At 72.5% G+C, this 20,822-nt stretch carries 19 protein-coding genes and 1 tRNA gene; 7 read left to right on the top strand and 13 right to left on the bottom strand.

The genetic code is table 11. The features are described from left to right. Positions 1–8 precede the first annotated feature (8 nt). The 9 genes from IEY99_RS27525 to ssb form a co-directional block, all read right to left on the bottom strand. Positions 9–1,562, bottom strand: a complete 1,554-nt coding sequence (locus IEY99_RS27525; protein ID WP_189206988.1) for an ATP-dependent DNA ligase — start codon at positions 1,560–1,562, stop codon at positions 9–11. A gap of 399 nt (positions 1,563–1,961) precedes the next feature. Beyond that, positions 1,962–2,168: a hypothetical protein gene (locus IEY99_RS27520; RefSeq protein ID WP_071808124.1), complete on the bottom strand. Its 207-nt coding sequence runs from the start codon at positions 2,166–2,168 to the stop codon at positions 1,962–1,964. A gap of 321 nt (positions 2,169–2,489) precedes the next feature. Further along, on the bottom strand, positions 2,490–4,040 hold the full coding sequence (locus IEY99_RS27515) for an FAD-dependent monooxygenase (protein WP_189206987.1): 1,551 nt from the start codon (positions 4,038–4,040) through the stop codon (positions 2,490–2,492). A 1-nt stretch (position 4,041) separates the two neighbouring features. Then, positions 4,042–5,394 carry a dipeptidase gene (locus IEY99_RS27510; protein WP_189206986.1) on the bottom strand — a complete coding sequence of 451 codons (1,353 nt, stop codon included), beginning with the start codon at positions 5,392–5,394 and terminating at the stop codon, positions 4,042–4,044. A gap of 74 nt (positions 5,395–5,468) precedes the next feature. Next, the gene (locus IEY99_RS27505; RefSeq protein WP_189206985.1) at positions 5,469–6,539 is read right to left on the bottom strand and encodes a M48 family metallopeptidase; all 1,071 of its coding nucleotides are present in this window, start codon (positions 6,537–6,539) and stop codon (positions 5,469–5,471) included. A gap of 21 nt (positions 6,540–6,560) precedes the next feature. Beyond that, the gene (locus IEY99_RS27500) at positions 6,561–7,145 is read right to left on the bottom strand and encodes a uridine kinase family protein (protein WP_189206984.1); all 585 of its coding nucleotides are present in this window, start codon (positions 7,143–7,145) and stop codon (positions 6,561–6,563) included. After that, entirely contained in the window at positions 7,138–8,673 is a 1,536-nt protein-coding gene (locus IEY99_RS27495) for a cobyric acid synthase (RefSeq protein ID WP_189206983.1), read from the bottom strand. Before IEY99_RS27495 ends, IEY99_RS27500 begins: the two co-directional genes overlap by 8 nt. Further along, the gene (locus IEY99_RS27490) at positions 8,670–9,683 is read right to left on the bottom strand and encodes a cobalamin biosynthesis protein (protein ID WP_189206982.1); all 1,014 of its coding nucleotides are present in this window, start codon (positions 9,681–9,683) and stop codon (positions 8,670–8,672) included. The genes IEY99_RS27495 and IEY99_RS27490 overlap by 4 nt, the downstream gene beginning before the upstream one ends. Positions 9,684–10,164: 481 nt before the next feature. After that, on the bottom strand, positions 10,165–11,118 hold the full coding sequence (gene ssb / locus IEY99_RS27485; RefSeq protein WP_189206981.1) for a single-stranded DNA-binding protein: 954 nt from the start codon (positions 11,116–11,118) through the stop codon (positions 10,165–10,167). Positions 11,119–11,288: 170 nt separating this feature from the next. On the opposite strand from ssb, the gene IEY99_RS27480 reads away from it, so the two are divergent. The 5 genes from IEY99_RS27480 to IEY99_RS27460 all read left to right on the top strand — a co-directional run bounded on the left by IEY99_RS27480 (position 11,289) and on the right by IEY99_RS27460 (position 14,914). Beyond that, entirely contained in the window at positions 11,289–12,362 is a 1,074-nt protein-coding gene (locus IEY99_RS27480; RefSeq protein WP_189206980.1) for an alpha/beta hydrolase, read from the top strand. A 48-nt stretch (positions 12,363–12,410) separates the two neighbouring features. Continuing rightward, positions 12,411–12,486, top strand: a tRNA-Arg gene (locus IEY99_RS27475). Between the two features lie 219 nt (positions 12,487–12,705). Then, positions 12,706–13,764 carry an SPFH domain-containing protein gene (locus IEY99_RS27470; RefSeq protein ID WP_229799297.1) on the top strand — a complete coding sequence of 353 codons (1,059 nt, stop codon included), beginning with the start codon at positions 12,706–12,708 and terminating at the stop codon, positions 13,762–13,764. A gap of 56 nt (positions 13,765–13,820) precedes the next feature. Beyond that, complete coding sequence (locus IEY99_RS27465; RefSeq protein WP_189206978.1) at positions 13,821–14,558, top strand: DUF4352 domain-containing protein; 738 nt, start codon at positions 13,821–13,823, stop codon at positions 14,556–14,558. A 161-nt stretch (positions 14,559–14,719) separates the two neighbouring features. Next, entirely contained in the window at positions 14,720–14,914 is a 195-nt protein-coding gene (locus IEY99_RS27460) for a hypothetical protein (RefSeq protein ID WP_189206977.1), read from the top strand. Between the two features lie 73 nt (positions 14,915–14,987). On the opposite strand, the gene IEY99_RS27455 is transcribed toward IEY99_RS27460, so the two are convergent. From IEY99_RS27455 to IEY99_RS27445, 3 genes are read right to left on the bottom strand one after another with little or no spacing between them, the layout of a single operon-like run. After that, positions 14,988–15,200, bottom strand: a complete 213-nt coding sequence (locus IEY99_RS27455; protein ID WP_189206976.1) for a hypothetical protein — start codon at positions 15,198–15,200, stop codon at positions 14,988–14,990. Then, positions 15,197–16,042, bottom strand: coding sequence for an ABC transporter permease (locus IEY99_RS27450; RefSeq protein WP_189206975.1), 846 nt, complete (start codon positions 16,040–16,042; stop codon positions 15,197–15,199). Before IEY99_RS27450 ends, IEY99_RS27455 begins: the two co-directional genes overlap by 4 nt. After that, a complete protein-coding gene (locus IEY99_RS27445; RefSeq protein ID WP_189206974.1) occupies positions 16,039–17,019 on the bottom strand; it encodes an ATP-binding cassette domain-containing protein in 981 nt (326 codons plus the stop codon). Before IEY99_RS27445 ends, IEY99_RS27450 begins: the two co-directional genes overlap by 4 nt. Before the next feature lie 187 nt (positions 17,020–17,206). Between IEY99_RS27445 and serA the strand changes: the two genes are divergently transcribed. Next, entirely contained in the window at positions 17,207–18,421 is a 1,215-nt protein-coding gene (gene serA / locus IEY99_RS27440; RefSeq protein ID WP_189207048.1) for a phosphoglycerate dehydrogenase, read from the top strand. After that, on the top strand, positions 18,418–19,776 hold the full coding sequence (locus tag IEY99_RS27435; RefSeq protein WP_189206973.1) for an FAD-binding oxidoreductase: 1,359 nt from the start codon (positions 18,418–18,420) through the stop codon (positions 19,774–19,776). The genes serA and IEY99_RS27435 overlap by 4 nt, the downstream gene beginning before the upstream one ends. A 58-nt stretch (positions 19,777–19,834) precedes the next feature. Here IEY99_RS27435 and IEY99_RS27430 read toward each other — a convergent pair whose 3' ends face one another. Next, entirely contained in the window at positions 19,835–20,803 is a 969-nt protein-coding gene (locus IEY99_RS27430) for a hypothetical protein (protein WP_189206972.1), read from the bottom strand. Positions 20,804–20,822: the final 19 nt, after the last annotated feature.

Raw genomic sequence — 20,822 nt, 5'->3', positions numbered from 1 at the left:
CGCCGGCGTCAGGCATCCGGTGGCGCCGGGGTGCCGATCGCTTTGACTGTGTCGATCGTGTCCGCCTCCTCCGCTCGCTTGTCGTCGCGGTAGCGGAGGACCCGCGCGAACCGCAGCGCCACCCCGCCCGGGTATCGGGGAGACGTCTGCACCCCGTCGAACGCGATCTCGACGACCTGCTCGGGCCGGACCGTCACCACCCAGCCCGAGTCGTCGACGGCCAGCTCCTTGAAGCGCTCGGTCTGCCAGCGCAGCAGTTCGTCGGTCAGGCCCTTGAAGGTCTTGCCGAGCATCACGAAGCCACCGGTCCGCGGGTCGCGCGCACCCAGGTGCAGGTTGGACAGCCACCCCTTGCGGCGGCCGTGCCCCCACTCGACCGCCAGCACCACCAGGTCCAGGGTGTGGCGGGGCTTCACCTTGACCCAGGCGGCGCCGCGACGGCCCACGTCGTACGCCGACTCCTGAGCCTTGATCACGACGCCTTCCTGGCCGGCGGCCAGCGCGGCGGCGAAGGCTTCCTGCGCCTGCTCCGGAGTCTCGACCGTACGGCGGCCGACGATGAGCCCCGCCGGCAGCGCGTCCGCGAGCGCCGCCCAGCGGACGCGGCCCGGCTCGTCCAGCAGGTCGGTGCCGTCGATATGGAGCACGTCGAAGAAGAACGGCACGAGCGCGGGCAACTCCGCCGCACCGTTCTTGGCACCCCGGCGGGCGCCGCGGGTCGCCGCCCGGCTGGAGGTCTCCTGGAACGGGCGGGGCCGCCCGGCGGCGTCGAGGGCCATCGCCTCGCCGTCGAGCACGATGTCGCCGGCGGGCAGCGCGCGGGCCGCGGCGACGACCTCGGGCAGCCGCGCGGTGATGTCGTCGAGGCTGCGGGTGAAGACTGCCACGTCGTCGCCGGAGCGGTGCACCTGGATGCGGATCCCGTCGAGCTTCACGTCCACGGTGGCCGGCGAGCCGGTCGCTTCCAGGGCCGCGCCGACGTCGGGAGCGCTGCTCGCCAGCATCGGGCTGAGCGGCGTGCCGACCCGCAAGCTGATCCCGGCCAGCGCGGGCGCACCGCCGGCGAGGGCGGCGACGGCCACCTGCTTGAGGTCGCCGCAGAGCAGCAGCGCCCGCCGGACGGCGGTGACCGGCACCTCGGCGGCCCGGCCGATCGCGTCGGCGAGCAGGCCCGCCTGGGCGCCCTGGCGCAGCTCACCGCCGAAGAGCCCGACGAGGTGCCGCTGCTCGTCGGCGGTGGCCCGGCCGAACAACGCGCTGAGCAGCTCACGACGGCGGGCCTGCGAACCGGCACCGGAGACCACGGAGATCTCGGCGATGCGCGCATCGACCTCGGCGACGGTGAGGCTGGGTGCGGCGGCGGGCGGGGGCAGATCTCGCAGGCTCGCATAGCCGACGCCGGTCTGCCGCTGCCGCAGCTCGCCGGCGAGGTAGGCGGATCCGGGAGCGATCTCACCGGGGTCGAGGCGACGCAGGGCGTCGGCGAGCAGGTCGATCTTCGCCTTGCGGCCCGAGACGGCGGTGACGGCTGCCGAGGTGGCTGCCAGGTCCGAGAACTGCACGGACTCATCCTGGCAGCCACCTCCGACAATTTCCGGGCCGTCGAGACGCGCTCCCCCGTGAAACACGTCGAACGGCCCGGGAACCTGCGGACCGGCCTTCCGGACCCGGGCCGGCTGCCCGGACCGTCAGCACCATGCGGGCCGGTCCCGGAAAGCCTGCCGGGCCGGCCGGGAGGTGCAGCCGACCCGGAACAAGGCTGCCGGGCCGGCCGTCTGGGACATGCGGGCCGGCCCGGACCACCACCGGGTCGGCAAGGACCCGGTGGTCCGCCGCTGTGCCATCCGGCTCCGTGGCGACGAAGGCCGGCCGGCACAGCGGCGTTCCCTGCCGATCCGTCTCCGCGCAACCCAGGGGTGACGGGTCCGCGGCCGGAGGCAGGCCTGAGAGAGGGACGAAGATCAGGCGGCGAGCGGCTCCGCTATGCGGAAGCCACGGGCTCGCACGGCGTCGGCGACGCGGCTGAGCTGCGCGTCGAGCTGGCACAGGACCGCGGAGAGCTCCGCGAGCTGGTCGGTGAGAAGAGTGTCGTCCCACCCGGAGACGTCGACGTCCCCCAGAGCACTGCCGGCGGCGCGGAGCGCCTCGATGGCATCATTCGAACTCATGTTCGAATGCTATCAAGAACGATCTCCGCTCCACAGCCGACTCATCCGATCAAGTGAACCCAGGGCGGGCGATCAGAACCGATTCGCGGCTTTCACTGCCATCGCGCGGTGCGCCGGGTCGCCTCGGGGGGGCTTGATGAAGATCTGGGTCACCACGTTTCCCTACCGCCGAGCGCTCGCACCGCATCAGTCCGACGGCAGCACGGCACGCCCGAGCGAACGCCCGCGTCAGTCCGACGGCGACACGGCACGGCATGGCCGAGCGAACGCACCGCGTCAGTCCGACCGCGACACGGCACCGCGCCGAACGCTTCTGCCCGATCAGATCCGCGACGGCATGGCCCGGCGGAACGCTTCCGCAGCCTCTTCCGGCGGCGCGGCCGCGGCGACGAAGCCGTCCGGCCGCACCAGGTAGAGCAACTCGGGCTTCAGCGGCGTCCGGGGAGCGGGCTCGAAGACGTGGACCGGCAAGCCGAGGTCCGGTGTGGAGCCCACTCCGCCGTACGTGTGGATCTGCCACTCCAGAGCCCGCAGAGTCGCGTAGTTGTCGCCCGTCCACGGCAGCCGCCGCCCCACCACGGCGTCCCGGGGCGAGTCCGGCAGCATGGGATAGCGGATGCGCGTCTGGGACACGTACTGGAACAGGCGCGACCCGCCCGACGAACCCGGCAGCGTGCGGACGCCGACCGGAGCCAGCAGCGGCACGATCGCCCGGCGCAGCGCTCGCAGCGACGCCCGCTGTGAGGTGATGAAGCCGAAGATGCGGTCGGTCGTCGCGACGAGCGTACGGGCCACCGGCCGGCGCTCCGCCTCGTAGCGGTCGAGCCACGACTGACCCGCCCGGCCGTGGATGACGTCGGCGAGCTTGAACGCCAGGTTGTGGGCATCCTGCAGGCCGGTGTTCATGCCCTGCCCACCGACCGGCGAGTGCACGTGGGCGGCGTCGCCGGCCAGGAAGAACGGGCCCTGGCGGAAGGCCGCCGCGACGCGGTGGTGCACCCGGTAGGTGGCGAACCAGCGGGCGTCGCCATAGGTGACGGAGAAGTCGCGGCGGATCCGGGCCCGGGCGTCCTGCTCGCCCACCGTGCCGTCGCCGTCGTCGTCGCGGACGAGGCCGATGAGCCGCCAGTTGCCGCCTCCGGTCATCGGGAAGCCGAGGAGGAAGTCGTCGGTGCCCGGCCGCACGTTGATCGCGTCCTCGACCAGCCCGGTGACGGCAGTCGCGTCGATGACGTAGAACAGGTGCGGGTTGGTCACGCCGTCGAAACCGATGCCGCGCGCCTTGCGGACGATCGAGTTGGCGCCGTCCGCACCGACGCAGAACCGCGCGGTGATCGTCTCACCGCCGACCACCGCCTCGACGCCACCACCGCCCGGCAACGACGCAACGCCACCCGCGCCGCCCGGGGACGGCGAAACGGACCCATCGTCGCCGGGCGCGGGCGCGAGCGACGACACCGCGGCGCCCCAGCGGACCGAGCCGCCGAGCGCCAGCAGGTTCTCGTAGAGGATCTCCTCGTTGCGGCTCTGCTCCAGGACCTCGATGAACGGGTACGGCGTGAGGCCATCGCCCAGCGGCCCCAGCGGGATCTGGCCGAACACCCGGCCGCCGAAGCCCGGCGACAGGGCCCGGGCCCGCTGTGCCGCCGCGAGGACCTTGTCGGCGATGCCGAGCTGGTCGTACACCTCGAGGCTGCGGGCCTGCACCACCAGCGCGCGCGACTCGCGGGTCGGACCCTGCTTGCCGTCGGCGACGATCACCCTGACCCCGAGTCTGACCAGCCAGTTCGCCAGCATCAGCCCGGTGGGGCCGGCGCCCACCACCAGTACGTCGCAGCTCTGCCGGGGTCCGCCCGGGGCCGGGGTCGTCATGTCACCGTTCCAGCTCTGCCACGTTGCGCAGCAGCAGGGCCTCGGCCAGGCAGACCCGCGCGAACTCGCCGAGATGCAGGCTCTCGTCGGGCCCGTGCGCCCCGGCATAGGGGTCCTCGACGCCGGTGACCAGGATCGCCGCCTGCGGGAACAGCTCCTGGAAGGTGGCGATGAACGGGATCGAGCCACCCACCCCCATGTCGACCGGCGCGACGCCGTCCCAGGCGGTGGTGAACGCGGCACGGGCGGCGTCGAACGCCGGGCCGGTCGCGTCGATCACGCACGGGGCGCCGCCGCTTTCCAACGTCACCTCCACGTGGGCGCCCCACGGCACGTACTTCTCGAGGTGCGCGCGGACGGCCGCATAGGCGGAGACCGCGTCGTCGCCGGGCGCCAGCCGTACGCTCAGCTTGGCCTTGGCCTTGGGCACCAGGGCGTTGGCCGCCTCGCTGGTGCGCGGGGCGTCGATGCCGAGCACCGCGATCGACGGCTTGGTCCAGATGCGGTCGGTGAGCCGGCCGCTGCCGAGGAGCTTGACGCCGTCGAGGACGCCCGCCTCGTGGCGGAGGCGGTCCTCCGGGTAGTCGACCGTGGCACCCTCGCGACCGATCAGACCGTCGACCGCGACCTCGCCGTCCTCGTCGTGCAGCGTGCTGATCAGCCGGGAGAGCACGGTGAGCGCGTCGGGAACCGGCCCGCCGAACATGCCGCTGTGCACGGCGTTCTCCAGGGTGCTGACCTCGACGAAGCAGTTGACCAGGCCGCGCAGGGACGTGGTGAGGGCGGGCACGCCGATGTCCCAGTTGCCCGAGTCGGCGATCACGATCACGTCGGAGCGCAGCAGCTCCTTGTGGGTCTGGACGAGCTCGTCGAGGGAGTCGGAGCCGTATTCCTCCTCGCCCTCGATGAACAGCACGACCCCGACCGGCAACTCGTCGCCGAAGGCCCGCAGCGCGGCGACGTGCGCCATCACGCCGGCCTTGTCGTCGGCGGCGCCGCGGCCGTAGAGCCGCCCGTCGCGCTCGACCGGCTCGAACGGGTCGGAGGTCCAGAGTGCGGGGTCGCCGGCCGGCTGGACGTCGTGGTGCGCGTAGAGCAGGACCGTCGGAGCCCCGGGCGGCGCGGGCCTGCGGCCGATGACGGCGGGGTGGCCCGCGCCGGCCCGGACGATCTGCACCTCGAGCCCGCACCCGCGCAGCAGCTCGGCGACGGCCTCCGCGGACCGCTCGACGTGCGAGTGGTCGAAGCCGTCGAACGCGATCCCCGGAATGCGGACCAGCCGTTCGAGATCGGCGCGGACACCGGGCAGCTCCCGCGCGATCGCGGCGCGCAGTTCGTCTTCAGTGAGGCTCATGCCCTGATCCTAGGCCTGTGGTCCGGGCGGGTGGCGGGCCACTTCGCGGGCCTGTGGACAACCGGGCGGGTGCGTCAGTTCGGCGGTGGTGGCGGGTCCTCGCCGCGCCGACGGCCGGCGCTGGAGGCCCAGTCACGAGCGCCGCGGACCGCCGATCCGGCCAGGTCCGTGGCACCGTCGCCGAGCTTGCGCAGCAGGCCGACCAGCGGATCCTGGGACGTGCTGAAGGTCTGCCGGTACGAGTCGGCGGCCGCCTTGACGTCCTCGGTGACCGAGGCGTCGCCGTCGGAGTCGCGATGCGGGTAGTCGCCGCCGAGGATGCGTCCGTACGCGCCGGAATCGATCCATTTGCGCAGATCGGCGGCGCGCGCGACGGGTACGGGATGGCTGCTCCACGCGGTCATGCCCAGCTTGTGGATGCTGTCGCGCAGGTCGCCGCCGCTTTCGTACTCGGCGGCCTGTTCCAGGAACGCGGCCGTGTCGATCTGTGAGAGGTCGCCGCCGCCGGCCAGCTTCATCAGCAGCCGCGTGGAGGCCGCCGGATCCTGACCGGCGAGCAGGCCCGCGCGGTCCGCGGACAGCTCGGCCTTGCGCCACCACTCGAACATCGCCGCGATGATCGCGCGCAGGGCGATCGCCCCGACCGGCAGCCAGCTCAGGTTGGCGGCCCACCGGGTCAGGATCATCATGATCGTCTTGTAGACCGCATGGCCACTGCGGACATGGCCGACCTCGTGACCGAGCAGGGCGCGCAGCTCGTCGTCGTCCAGCTTCTCCACGGCAGCGGAGGTGATCACGATGAACGGCTTGTCCATGCCGATCGCCTGCCCGTTGATCACGGGTTCCTGGCTGACGTACAGCTCGGGCAGCTCGGCGACGTCGAGGGCCGAGGCCGCCTCGGTGAAACGCTGGTAGACCCGCGGATACTGACGGTGGTCGACCCGGATGGCACCGGCCAGGAACTGCAGGCGGAATCCGCGCTCGTTCCACATGCCGAAGAACGCCTTCACGACGTCGTCGAAACCCCGCAGCTCACGCAGGGCCGTCAGCGCGCCGCGGTCGGCGGGATGCTCCCACGCCCGGGAACTGATGCCGGTCAGCGTCACCCGCCGCCGCGTCGGCCGGTTGTCGTCGTCGGTCGTCATCGTCGTCCCCGTTCCCGCTGCTCACACAGCCTCGTAACGGTCCGCGAACCCCTCGGCGGCACCGTCGACCACCAGGTCCACCTGTGCGGCGGTGCCCTCCGCGGCGAAGTGCTCGTCCTCGGCGGCGCGCCAGCGCTCAAGATACGCCCGGAAGGCAACATCGTCGCGCCCGTCACGTGCCAAGGCCCGCCGCCACCGCAGATCGGCGGGAGCCGTCACGAAGACCGAGAAGGAAAGCTCCGGCCGGATCGCCCGGCGCGCGGACGAGACCCCTTCGACGAGTACGGCCGCAGCAGGCTCGACGACGACAGGGCTTCCCGAGAAGCACTGCCGCTCCCACGAGTAGCGCAGATACCTGGCAGAGCGGCCGTGGCGCAGCGGCTCCAGCACCTGTTCCTCGAGCCGGGCCCAGAAGGTGAACTGGTCGTCCCAGCCGTCCAGCAGGTCGTCGGTGTGCACGACCGGGATGCCGGCGGCCTGCGCCAGCCGGCCGGCGAACCAGCTCTTGCCCGCGCCGCTCGGCCCGTCGACGGCCACGAGCCGTACGGACCCGAGCCGGGGCTCGGTCGCCAGAATCCGCGCGGCGAGCGCGGAGAAGCTACCCACCGGGCGCTCCCGGCGGGATGAACGGCAGTCCGCCGGGTGGGCCGGACTCGATCAGGCGCCACAGCGCGTCCGTGTCGAGGTGCTCCTCGACGAGGTCGCCGAGGGTGTCGAGCGCCTTCTCGCGGACGGCGGCGAAGCGGGTGCCGGGAGCCACCACGAAGCCGTGCCGGCCCGCCTGCCGCGCGGCCTCGGTGAGGAAGCGCCGGCGGAACTCGTCGGACTCGAAGGCACCATGCCAGTGCGTGCCCCGGACGGCGCCGACCACGGCTCCCTCCGGCGTACCGTCCGCGTAGTGCAGGAACGGCTCCGGTGCGCCGCGGGAGACGTACCCGTGATGGATCTCGTAGCCGGCGACCGGGACCTGCTCCCAGGCCGCGCCGCGCGACCGGGCCAGGGTCTTGCGCGCGCCGAAGGTGATCTCGACCGGCAGCAACCCGAGGCCGGGAACGGTGCCGCGGCGGCTCTCCACCTCGTCGTGGATGGTCTCGGAGAGCATCTGGAAGCCGCCGCAGATCCCGACCAGCGGTTTGCCGGCGGCGGCGTGCGCGCGGATCGCGTCGGCCAGCCCGGTCTCGCGCAGCCACGCCAGGTCGCTGACGGTGGCCTTCGATCCGGGCAGGACGACGAGATCGGCCTCCGCGATCTCGGCGGGCTCGACGGTGAGCCGCACCCGCACGCCCGGCTCGGTCGCCAGCGCCTCGGCGTCGGTGGCGTTGGAGATCCGCGGAAGCCGCACCACGGCCACGCGCAACCATTCGGTGCCGCGCGGCTGAGCCGGCCGCCCGAGCGTCCGGCCGTACGCCAGCGAGTCCTCGGCGTCGAGCCAGATGTCGAGGTCGAAGGGCAGCACTCCGTGCACCGGCCGCCCCGTGGCCGCGGTGATCATGTCCAGTCCCGGGCGCAGCAGGCCGAGGTCGCCCCGGAACTTGTTGATGACGAAACCGCTGACCAGCGCCTGGTCCTCGGGGCTGAGCAGGGCCACGGTCCCGAACAGCGCGGCGAAGACGCCGCCACGGTCGATGTCGCCGACCACGATCGCCGGAAGGCCGGCCTGGCGCGCGAGACCCATGTTGACGAAGTCGCCGTCCCGCAGGTTGATCTCGGCCGGGCTCCCGGCACCCTCACAGATGACGACGTCGTACTCGGCACGCAGGGCGGCAAGAGCGGCATGCGCGGTCTCGGCGAGCTTCGGCCGCAACGCGCGGTAGTTGCCCGCGGTGACCGTGTCCACGGCCTCGCCGAGCAGCACGACCTGGCTGGAGAGATCGCTGCCCGGCTTGAGCAACACCGGGTTGAACCGGATGTCCGGCGCGATCCCGCAGGCGGCGGCCTGCATCGCCTGCGCCCGCCCGATCTCCCCGCCACGCCCGTCGGCGCCCACTACGACGACCGAGTTGTTCGACATGTTCTGCGCCTTGAACGGGGCCACCTTGACCCCCTGGCGGCGCAGCCACCGGCAGATCCCGGCGGTGAGCACACTCTTGCCGGCGTCCGAAGTGGTCCCGGCGACCAGCAGGCCGCCGCTCATCGACGTCCCCCGTCGGCATCCGGGGCGTTCCGGCCACGGCGCCGGGATTCTCGGGCGAGGCCCCGGGCGAGAGCCGTTCCCGCAGCGATCCCGGCCGCCGCCAGCCCGACCGCGCCGGAGAGGCGTGCGGCCCTGCGCACGTGGGCGGCCGACGGTCGCGGTCCGTCGCCCAGGAAGGGCCGGACCTCCGTACGTCCGAAGTAGACGTTGCGTCCCCCCAGCCGCACGCCCAGCGCCCCGGCCATCGCCGACTCGCACTGGCCCGCGTTGGGGCTCGGATGGTCGAGCCGGTCCCGCCGCCACACCCGCAGCGCCTCCCCGGGCCACCCCCGAGCGAGCGGCGCGGCGGCGATGGTCAGCACACCGGTCAGCCGCGAGGGCGCGAGGTTGAGCACATCGTCGAGCCGGGCGGACGCGGTGCCGAAGCGGGCGTACCGGGAGGAGCGATGCCCCACCATGGCGTCCAGGGTGTTCGCCGCCCGGTAGCCGAGCAGCCCCGGCAGTCCGGCGACACCACCCCAGAGCAGCGGGGCGACGACGGCGTCGGAGGTGTTCTCGGCGACGGACTCGACGGTGGCGCGGGCCAGTTCGGGCTCGTCGAGGGCGGAGGGGTCACGCCCGCAGAGATGGTTCAGCCGTCCCCGGGCGGCGTCGAGCTCGGCACGCTCCAGATGACCGGCCATGACCCGGGCCTCCCGCCGCAACGTCCGCCCGCCGAGCACGGTCCAGGTCGCCGCGGCCGTCAAGGCCGCCCGCGCGGGCGGGCATCGGCGCGTCACCACGGAAAGGCCGGCTCCCGCCGCCACGGGCAGGCCCACGGCGACAACGGCGAAGGCCGTGCCGGCACGCCGGGTCGGCGCGTAGAGACGCCGCTCGAGCGCGGCGGCGGCGCGGCCGAAGCCGGCCACGGGGTGGAAACGCCGCGGATCACCGAACACGGAATCCAGCAGGTAACCCGCCACGATCCCGGCCGCGTCGGCGACGATCGCGGCCCGCCTTGCTCGTCCCATCCTGACCACCCTAGTGAGCGCCGCCGCGCCGTCTCGCAGTGCCCGGAATCCGCCCCACCCCGGCCGCCGTCTCCCGCCACCACCCGGGCCGGCGGCCAGCTCCCCGCCGCCGTGCCGGACCGGCCGCCGCGCTCGGGCACGCCGCCGCGGCCGGGTGGGGTGGGAGGCCCGGTCGCCGCCGAGGCACGGCGACCGGGCCGGGCCGCTCGCTCGCTCCCGTGCGACGAGCGGCTATGCCGCCCAGGCGGGTGCCGACCACCGAACACCCACCCGGGCGGGCCGGATGCCGCGCGCCCGACCCTGGCGCGGGGCTCCGGCTCCCAGCCCCGCGCCGCGCCCGACCGGGCGATCGGCGGCGACCGCGGAGGTTCGGGCGCCGGCCGGATCGGCCCGTCTCGTCGGGGGCAGGGGCTGGGCTGGTGCCGCCGTTCCGAGGCCGCGGGGGGAAGGCGGCCGCGCAACGGCGGCGGTCCATGGCCGGTCAGACGGCGACCGGCTGCCGGCGCGGAGCCCGTCCCCGCATGCGCCGGGGGCTCGGCTCGGCCGTCGCCCGCGCGCCGCCCGGCTCGGCGGAGGCCTGCTCCGCGGCGGCCCGCTCGACGGAGGGCTGCTCGACGGAGGGCTGCTCGGCCGAGGCCCGCTCGACGGAGGCCCGCTCGACCGAGGCCCGCTCGACCGAGGCCTGCTCGGCACGAGCCGGCCGCGCGGAGACCGCTTCATCAGTGGACTCGGTGGCCGGTGCGGTGGAGTGCGCGTCGCCGACGAGCGGGTCGACGAGCATCTCCGCCTCCCGCCTGAGCCGCTCGGACTCCGCGCCGGACGACATGTCGGCCGCGGCGGGCGGAACCGTGATTCCCGTGTCGAACGGCTCGAAGCCCCCGCCGCGGAGCGCCGCCACCGGGTCGAACCCTTCCGGGGTGCGGACCGGCACGTCGGCGAAGGCCGGTTCGTCGCCGTCGGGGAGGCCGTCGCCGTACACCGCGGGGGCGTCCTCGTCCGGGATCGGGGTGGCCGCCTCGCCGCGCACCTTGTCCCCCGATTCCGGGTTCTCCACCGCCGCGGTCGCGGCCGGCTTGGTGCGGAAGAACTTGGCGCGGCCGCGGGACAGGTCGTGACCGACGGAGACGGCCTCCATCTCGTACGTCGTGCGCAGATTGCCCTCCGAGTCCGTCCAGTCGCGGGTGTAGAGGCGTCCCGCCACGACCACCGGGTCGCCGACCGTGACCGAGGACGCCACGCCCTCGGCGAGACGGCGCCAGCAGTTGACGCGTACGCGAAGGTGGTTTCCGTCGACCCAGCGGCCGGTCTCCTTGTCCAGCCGGCGTGCCGTCGACGCGACCCGGAAGTTGGCCACGAGCGTCTGGGAGTTGGCCGTCCGCCGCCATTCCGGCGCGGTGAGCACGTTGCCGATCACGACAATGTTGGTGTCGAACATCGCTTCTCCTCAATCGGTCGAGTTCGTGGGGAGAAGCGTGCAGCGCAGACCGCCGCGGCCGCAGAAAGTGCCCCGCCGGCCTGTGGACGACGGCACGTTGGGGAAAACTCACGAAGATCGACCGATCCTGCTATGGCGCACCTACCCCTACGCGCGGGTAACCTACGGGCGTGGAGACCGACGTCCTGGGCCCGCCGTACGAGCGGCACACCATCGACCTGGGCACCGACGACGAGGGCCCGGTGGTCGCGACCCTCGTGCGGCGCCGCGGGGAGACCCCCTCTCGGCGCGCGGTGCTGTACGTGCACGGCTTCGTCGACTACTTCTTCCAGACCCACCTGGCGGACTTCTTCGTCGAGCGCGGCTGGGACTTCTATGCGCTCGACCTGCGCAAGTACGGCCGCAGCCTGCTCCCCCACCAGACGCCGAACTTCGCCCGCAGCCTGACGGAATACTTCCCGGAGCTCGACGAGGCGGCCCGGATCATCCGCGAACAGGACGGCCACGACCAACTCCTGGTCGCGGGCCACTCCACCGGAGGCCTGATCACCTCGCTGTGGTCGCATGCCCGCAGCGACCGGGGCATCGTCGACGGCCTCTTCCTCAACAGCCCGTTCTTCGACTTCAACGTGCCGTGGTTGCTACGCCGCCCGCTGATCCAGCTCGTCGGGCGGACGAGCGCACGCAACCCCTACCGGGTCCTGCCGGTCGGCACGCTCGGCGTGTACGGGCAGAGCCTGCACTCGGACCACCGTGGCGAGTGGACGTACGAGCTCGACTGGAAGCCGCTGCTGGGCTTCCCCGTACGGATGGGCTGGCTGGAGGCGATCCGCCGCGGCCAGGCCCGGCTGCGTGCCGGGCTGGCGATCAACGCCCCGGTGCTGGTGGCGTGCTCCACCCGTACGTTCCGGGGCCGAGCGTGGTCGGAGGACGCCCGGGTGACCGACTCGGTTCTCGATGTGGAACACATCGTCAGGTGGGCGCCGCGGCTCGGGCCGCGGGTGACGATCGCCCGCTTCGACGGCGGCATGCACGACCTGACGTTGTCGGGCAAGGAGGTCCGCGAGGAAGTGTTCCGGGAGCTGGGACGCTGGGTGGACGCCTTCCTGCCGCCGCGGGGCACGCCGCTGGAGGAGATCCCGCCCGCCCCGGAGGACAGCCCGGAGGCGACGGCCCGGGTGGAGGCGGAGGCGACGAGGGCCGGCGAGACGACCGGGGGCAAAGCGGACACACCGACGGCCTGACATCCGGCTCGCCTCGGGGCCGGGAGGACTCTAGTATGTGCAGGCCAGGCGCTCGTAGCTCAGCGGATAGAGCAACGGACTTCTAATCCGTCGGTCGCAGGTTCGAATCCTGCCGGGCGCGCCATTACTCGCCGCATTCTTTGCAATGTGCCCGACTCCTCGATCTTCCCTGTTCACCGCCGGGGCGAGGGCCGCGGGAGCTGCCCGAAAGGCGTGCGGCGGCGTTGATCATGGTTGATATCATGCCGCCGGATGACGCGGGCCGAGCACCGGCCGGCTCGGAGATGTCGGGTAGGTCCGAATGGCGATGCTGGATAAGATACGCGGTGAATTCATCGATATCGTGGAGTGGCTGGATGCCAGCCGCGACACGATCGTCTGGCGGTTCCCGCGGTATCACAACGAGATCAAGATGGGCGCCCGCCTCGTGGTGCGCGAATCCCAGATGGCCGTCTTCGTGAACGAGGGCACCATCGCGGACGCCTTCGGTCCCGGCACGCACGTCCTGAACACCCAGAATCTGCCGGTACTGTCCACCCTGAAGGGTTGGAAGTACGGATTCGAGTCGCCGTTCAAGGCCGAGGTGTACTTCGTCAACACCCGGCAGTTCACCGACCTCAAATGGGGCACCCAGAATCCCGTCATCGTCCGGGATCCGGAATTCGGCATGGTCCGGCTCCGCGCGTACGGCGCGTACGCGCTGCGGGTCGTCGACCCGCGCCGGCTCCTCACCGAGCTCGTGGGCACGGACCCGCAGTTCCGTTCCGAGGAGGTCGCCGGCTACCTCCAGCAGATGATCGTGAGCAGGCTGACCTCCGCGCTGGCCACCGCCCACGTCTCCCTGCTCGACATGGCGGCCCACCAGGAGGCCATCGGTACGCAGCTCACCGCGGCGCTCGCCGAGCAGCTCGCCCCGATGGGGCTGGGGATTCCGACCGTCATCGTGCAGAACATCTCGGTGCCGCCGGAGGTGGAGCAGGCGCTCGACCGGCGTACGCAGATGGGCATCATCGGCGACCTGCAGCGGTACACGACGTTCCAGACCGCCAACGCCATCGAGGACGCCGCCCGGAACCCCGGAGCGGCGGGCCTGGGCACGGGGCTGGGCGTCGGGATGCTCTTCGGCCAGCGCCTGGGCGGGGCCGTCGACGGGACCGCCGGTCACGCGCCCGCACCCGTACAGCCGCCTCCGTTGCCGGTGACCCCGCAGTGGTACGTGGGTGTGCACGGCAGTCAGCAGGGACCGTTCGATCTCGGCACCCTCACCGGCCAGGTGGGCGCCGGTGCGATCACCCGGGAGACGCTGGTGTGGCGGGCCGGGATGGCTCAGTGGGCGCGGGCCGCGGACGTACCCGAGCTCGCGCACCTGTTCGCCCACATGCCGCCCCCGATGCCCCGATGAACGGCCCGGGGAAGTCCGCCGCCGTCTCCTCCAGCTGCCCGTCCTGCGGAGCCGGGATGGAGGTCGACCACGGCGCGGGTGTGCTGCGGTGCCCGTACTGCCGGCGGGAGGTGCTCATGCCGGCGCCGCAGGCCGCGCGGACCGGCTGGCCGGTCGGCCCGGGCGGCGCGGGCATGCCGAACATCACCATCAGCACCGCTCGGACGTTCACCCAGACGCCCGAGGCGATCCGCCGCCAGAAGCTGATGGTGCTGATCTACGCCGTGGGAGCCGTGCTGGCGATGGGCACCATGTTGGTGCTGATGTTCTCGTCCATGTTCTCCGACTCCGGCGGCGACTTTCTGGGATCGTCCGACAAGGTGGAAGAGGTGGCGGTCGGCACCACGGCACGAGTCAATTCGTTCGAGGCGACGGTCCGCAGCGTCGACTGCAGCAAGAAGGCGATCACCAAGCCCGACGACCCGTCGACGCCCTACGACGACACCGCGACCCAGAAGGCCAAGGGCAAGTTCTGCGTGGTCTCGTTCTCGGCGAAGAACGTCGGCGAGAAGACCGACACCTATCCGACGTTGAGCCTGAAGGCCACGAGCCCGACGGAACGCGTTCTCTACAGTGACGTGGTCGCTGAGGACTACGCGAACAAAGGGAGCAGCCTCAAGGAACCGATCGATCCCGGAAAGACCGTGGATCAGCTTCTGGTGTTCGAAGTGCCGTCCGACACGACCCTCGCATACCTGCAGATTTCTGACAGCTATTCCGCCGGATCCACCATCAAAGTGAAGGTCGGCCCGTAGTCGCCGCTGTCCGGCCGGCCGCCTGGAATGCCCGGACGCTGCGGGCGTTGCCGGCCGCCGCGGGCCGGGACGCTCGCATCCATCCTGCAACCGGGTCGCTTCGCATCCGGCTACGCGCCGGATCGAGACTGAGGACCAACGACGGGTAGGGGGATCACCAAGTGCTTGTTTCCTGGGCTGACATCGCGCAGACGCTGCTGGCCGGGCTTGCCGGCATGCTGGGCGTCTTCGTCGTGGAGGAGGCGCTGCGGGTCATGCGCAAGCACGGGCTCTCCCCGGCACGCTGGGCGCACGACCGGACGTTTCTGGCACCGCGCCGCCGGGCCCTCCAGTCGTCCCAGGCTGACACGCCGTAGCTGGTCGCCGAAGCGTCGCCGCGCCGGGACGCTGCCACAGCGGGGTCACGGCGCCAAGCGCCGGAGGGCCTCTCTAGTCGGAGCAGGCCGGGTCGGGCGGAAACGGGTGCGTGTCCTCGTGCAGCCGGGCCAGCCGCGACGCGTGCCGGGCCGCCAGGCCGTGGGCACGGCGCCGGCAGCGGTCGCGCCGGGCCGCCGCGGCGGCCGTGCGGCGCCGCCGAGTCTCCTCCGCGCGAGCCTGCAGCCACAGCCGCCACTCCTCCGCCGGAGCCGCGGACGTCGTCATTTGCGGTTGTAGAGGCGCATGGTGAGCGGGCCGAAGACGGCGACGAGCACCGCGCTCGCGATCAGGACCCACAGGGTCTCGCCCGAATCCCAGTCGCCGGCCATCAGCGAACGGACCGCCGCGACCAGGTGGGTGATCGGATTGACCTCGACGAAGGCCTGCAGCCAGCCGGGCATCGTGCCGGGGTCCACGAAGACGTTGCTCAGGAACGTCAGGGGGAACAGCACCAGCATGCTCACGCCCATGACCGACTTCTCCGACCTCAGGAACAGGCCGAACATGGTCCAGATCCAGGAGAAGGCGAAGGAGAAGACCACCAGCAGGCCCACGCCCGCGGCGACGCCGGCGAAGCCGCCGGACGGGCGGAAGCCGAGGACCAGGCCGACGATCATGATGGTCGTCGCGGCCAGGACGTAGCGCAGGACGTCGCCGAAGATCATGCCGACCAGGGCCGCGGGCCGCCAGACCGGCAGGGAGCGGAAACGGTCGAAGACGCCCTTCTCGATGTCGGTGTTCAGCCCCACGCCGGTGTACATCGTGATCATCACGACGCTGGTGACCATGATGCCGGGAAGCAGGAACTGCAGGTATTCCCGGGTCGAGCCGGCCAGCGCACCGCCGAAGAGGTACGTGAACATCAGCGTCATGATGATCGGGAAGGCCGTCACGTCGAAGAGCTGCTCGGGGACGTGCTTGATCTTCAGCATCGCCCGCCACCCGAAGGTCAGCGACGCGGCCAGCGCGCCGGGGCGGCTGGGGCGTTCCTCGCGGGCGAGCACGGCGGCCAGCGTCTCCGCCGACGGCGTGTAGACGGCGGTGGCCTCGGTCGTCGTGATGGTCATGCGGTCGCCTCCTCGGTGAGCGGCTTGTCGGTCAGCGCGAGGAAGACCTCGTCGAGGCTGGGCTGACCCAGGGAGAAGTCGTCGACCACGATGCCGGCGCCGGCCAGCGCGGCGAGGGCCCGCGACGCCTGCTCGGCCGCGCCCTGCTCGGAGCCGCTCGCACCGGCCCGGGCGGTGAGCGCGACCGGATCGGCCCCGGCCTGCACGCCGGCGCCCAGCACCGCCGCCAGCAGGCGCTCGGCCTCGGGACGCCGCGCGGCGTCGCGCAGCCGTACGTGCACGGTGCCCGCGCCGATCGACGCCTTGAGCGCCCCCGGTGTGCCCTCCGCGATGACCTTGCCGTGGTCGATCACGGCGATCCGGCCGGCGAGCCGGTCCGCCTCGTCGAGATACTGCGTGGTGAGCAGGACCGTGGTGCCGTGGGCGACCACGACCCGCACGATGTCCCAGACCTGGTTGCGGCTGCGCGGGTCGAGGCCGGTGGTCGGCTCGTCCAGGAACAACAGGTCGGGGGTGTTGAGGATGCTGGCGGCGATGTCGATGCGCCGCCGCATCCCGCCCGAATACTTCTTCACCTGCCGGTCCGCCGCCTCGGTGAGGCCGAACGCCTCGAGCAGCTGAGCGGCGCGGGCCCGGGCCGCCGGCTTGCCGTGGCCGAGCAGGCGGGCGAGCAGGACGAGGTTCTCCGTGCCGGTGAGGTCCTCGTCGACCGAGGCGTACTGCCCGGTGAGGCTGACCCGGCCGCGGACCGCGTCGGCCTCGCGGACCACGTCGTGTCCGAACACCCGGGCCTGGCCGCCGTCGGGTCTCAGCAGGGTGGCGAGCATACGCACGACGGTCGTCTTGCCGGCGCCGTTGGGGCCGAGCAGGCCGTACACGGTGCCTTGCGGAACGGTGAGGTCGACGCCGTCGACCGCGCGGTTGTCTCCGAATACCTTGACGAGACCCGAGGTCTCCACGGCGGGCGTGTTGGGCATGGACGCATCCTGCCGCGACGGTGTGACATTTTCCGGCGAAGGCGGTGAAGAGGAGACGCCCGGAGGGTGGGACCGAGCACACCGTCGAGTTCGCCTCGACCGGCGGCCACTAGGCTGGGACGCCTGTGAACTGGGCTTCGGCGTGGCGGCCCGGGTGAAGCGATTCCCCACACGGAAACGGACAGTGATGATCGACCAAGCCAAGGTGCGAGTCCTGCTGCTCGAGAGCATCCACCCCGACGCGGTCTCCCGGCTCGAAGCCGAGGGTTACCAGGTCGAGTCCCTGCGCAACGCTCTCGACGAGGTCGAGCTCATCGACCGGATCCCGGGCGTGCACCTGCTCGGCATCCGGTCGAAGACCCAGGTCACCGCCAAGGTGCTGGAGGCCGCGGACAGCCTCGTCGCGATCGGCGCCTTCTGCATCGGCACGGACCAGATCGACCTGGGCGCCGCCTCGCGGGCCGGCATCGCCGTGTTCAACGCCCCGTTCTCGAACACCCGCTCGGTCGTCGAGCTGGCGCTCGCCGAGATCATCGCGATGACGCGGCGGCTGACCGAGAAGAACGAGCTCATGCACGCCGGCGTCTGGGACAAGGCGGCCAACGGCAGCCACGAGGTCCGGGGCCGGCGGCTCGGCATCGTCGGGTACGGCAACATCGGCACCCAGCTCTCCGTGCTGGCGGAGAACCTCGGCATGCACGTGTCCTTCTACGACACGGCGGACAAGCTCGCGCTCGGCAACGCCCAGCGGTGCAGCTCGCTGGAGGAGCTGCTGGAGTCCGCCGACGTGGTCACCCTGCACGTCGACGGCCGCCCCGGCAACTCGGGCTTCTTCGGCGCGGAGCAGTTCGCCCGGATGCGGCAGGGCGCGATCTTCCTCAACCTTTCCCGCGGCATCGTGGTCGACCACGTCGCCCTGCGGGAGGCGCTGACCAGCGGCCACCTCTCGGGCGCGGCGGTGGACGTCTTCCCCAAGGAGCCCAAGGGCCGCGGCGACGAGTTCGTCTCCGAGCTGCGGGGCCTGCCCAACGTCATCCTGACCCCGCACATCGGCGGCTCCACCGAGGAGGCCCAGGCCGACATCGGCGACTTCGTGGCCAACAAGCTGGCGCACTTCGTGCACGAGGGCAACACCACGCTGAGCGTCAACCTGCCCAGCGTCGCCCTGCCGGCCCAGCCCGGCATGAGCCGCATCGTGCACGTGCACGTCAACATGCCCGGCGTACTGGCCCAGGTCAACAGCATCCTCGCCGAGCACCAGGTCAACGTCGAGGGTCAACTGCTCAGCACCCGCGGCGAGTACGGCTACCTGATCACCGACATCAGCGGCGAGTACAGCGCCGACGTCCTGGACCAGCTGCGCGGCATGAACCAGACGGTCCGCCTCCGGGTGCTGTCGTGAGCGATCTCGAGGACGTCCTGCGCGGCGTCGTCGGCGACCAGCACGTCCTCGTCGACGAGGACCTCAAGGCGCAGTATCAGACCGACTGGACCCGGCGCTTCTCCGGCCAGGCCCGCTGCGTGGTGCGGCCGGCGGACACCGGCGAGGTGGCCGCGGTGGTGCGGGCCTGCGCCGCCGCCGGCGTGGCCGTGACCGTGCAGGGCGGCAACACCGGTCTGGTGGGCGGCGGCGTGCCGGCCGGCGGCGAGGTGCTGCTGAGTCTCGGCCGGCTGACGTCCCTCGAGGGCGTGGACGTGCTGGAGGCCCAGGTGACGGTGGGCGCGGGCGTGACGCTGGAACGGCTCCAGCAGCACGCCCGGCCGCACGGCCTGGACGTCGGCGTCGACCTCGCGGCCCGGTCCGCCGCCACGGTCGGCGGCCTGGTCGCCACCAACGCGGGCGGCATCCGGGTGGTGCGCTACGGCAGCATGCGCGAGCAGGTGACCGGGATCGAGGCCGTCCTCGCGGACGGCAGCGTGGTGAGCCGGCTGGTCGGCCTCGCCAAGGACAACACCGGGTACGACCTGGCCCAGCTGCTCGCCGGCAGCGAGGGCACGCTGGCGATCGTGACGAAGGTCCGGCTCCGGCTCGTCCCGCTGCTGCCCGCCCGCGCGGTCGCGCTGGTCGCGGTCGACGGTGTCGCCGGCGCGCTCGACCTGCTGGCCGCGGCACGCGCCGGCCTTCCGGCCCTGGCGGCGGCCGAGCTCTTCCTCTCCGAGGGCCTCGATCTGGTACGGGCGCACGGCAACCTCGCCGCCCCGTTCGCCGAGGCGCACCCGGCGTACGTGGTGCTGGAGTGCGCGGCGCGCACCGATCCCACCGACGACCTGCTCGAGGTGCTCGGCGAGTGCGAGGCCGTGCGCGACGCGACGGTGGCCTCGGACGTCACGGGCGTGGCGCGGCTCTGGGCGTACCGGGAGACGCACACCGAGGCGATCAGCGCCGCCGGCGTACCGGTGAAGCTGGACGTCTCCGTGCCCCTGCGCGAGCTGGCCGGGCTCGTCGCCGACCTGCCCGGCACGGTGGCGGCGGCCGCGCCCGGCGCCCGGCCGATCATCTTCGGTCACCTGGGCGAGGGCAACCTGCACGTCAACGTGCTCGACGCCGGCGCGCACGCCGAGGAGGTCACCGACGCGGTGCTGCGGCTGGTCGCGGCCCGCCGGGGCAGCATCAGCTCCGAGCACGGCGTCGGCCGGGCCAAGGCGCGGTGGCTGCCGCTGTCGCGCTCGGCGGCCGAGGTGGCCGCGATGCGCCGCATCAAGGCGGCGCTCGACCCGGCAGGCCTGCTGAACCCGGGAGTGCTCCTCAGCGAGTGAGGGCGAGCCGACGCACTCCGGGGCGCCACTCAGCGAGGGATGGCGGCGATCGAGGAGCTCACTGGGCGGTGTCGATCGACAGGAGGATCAGCCGGGAGTCGGCCTCGACGTCGTAACGGTCGTTGGTCGCCCAGTTCTTCGGCGTCACGGTGGACCCGGGCGGCACGTCGCGCAGCGTCTTGTCGCCCGCCGCGACGGTCGTCGCGCCGCCCTTGACCCGGACCCGGACCGGGTTCCCGGCCGGCGAGGTCATGGCGAGCTCCTCGACCGTGCCGCTGGCCTTCAGCGGCACGGTGCCGGCCGCGGCGGGCAGCTGGATCTGGGCGCGCCGGGCCCCGCCGATGAGGTCGATTCCGGCGATCCGGCCGGACTGCAGGTCGAGGACCTGTTCCTCGGCGGCTCCGGAGAAGCGCAGGGTCCAGACGACCTTGGCGGAGAGCACGACCTCCACGGTGCCGGTGTCGCCCTTGCCGTCCGGAGTGAGCTCCAGCCGTACGGCGTCCTGCGCGACCGCCGCCTTCGGCAGGAAGCCGGAATCCTCGGCCGTCGTCATCTTGTAAAGGCTGTCGCCGAGGTCCTCGCTGCGCACGGTCACCCGCTTCGCCGCGCTGACCAGGTCGAGGCTCGCCGCCGTGCGGCCTTCGAGGGGCCCGGTGACCGTACGCTGCGAGGTCGCGCCGACGCCGAGCTCGAGCACGGACGTGAGGTCGGAGTCGGAGCCGGAGAAGTAGGTGACGCCGGCGACCGTGCCACCGAGCAGCACGGCGGCGGTGAGCGCCAGGCCGGCGACCATGACGCCCCGGTTGCGGCGCGGCGGGGCCGGCATCCCGGGCGCCGGCGCCGGCTCGGCGGGGTGCTTGGGCGCCCGGTGCGGCCGGATCTCGCGGCCCGGCCCGTCGAGGACGTCCCCGATGTGGTCGTCCGCGCCGGCGGGGGGAAATCCGGCCAGGGGACGGCGGGAGCGGTCGAGCACGGACTGGGCGCTGACGGTGCGCGCCGGGTTGGCGGCGTCGAACCACTCGTCCACACCGGATGCCCGATCGCGC

This window comes from Couchioplanes azureus, from assembly GCF_014648355.1.
GTDB classification, from domain to species: Bacteria; Actinomycetota; Actinomycetes; order Mycobacteriales; family Micromonosporaceae; genus Actinoplanes; species Actinoplanes azureus.
Note: the sequence above shows the minus strand (reverse complement) of the source record. Positions and strands in the feature narration are given on the sequence as shown.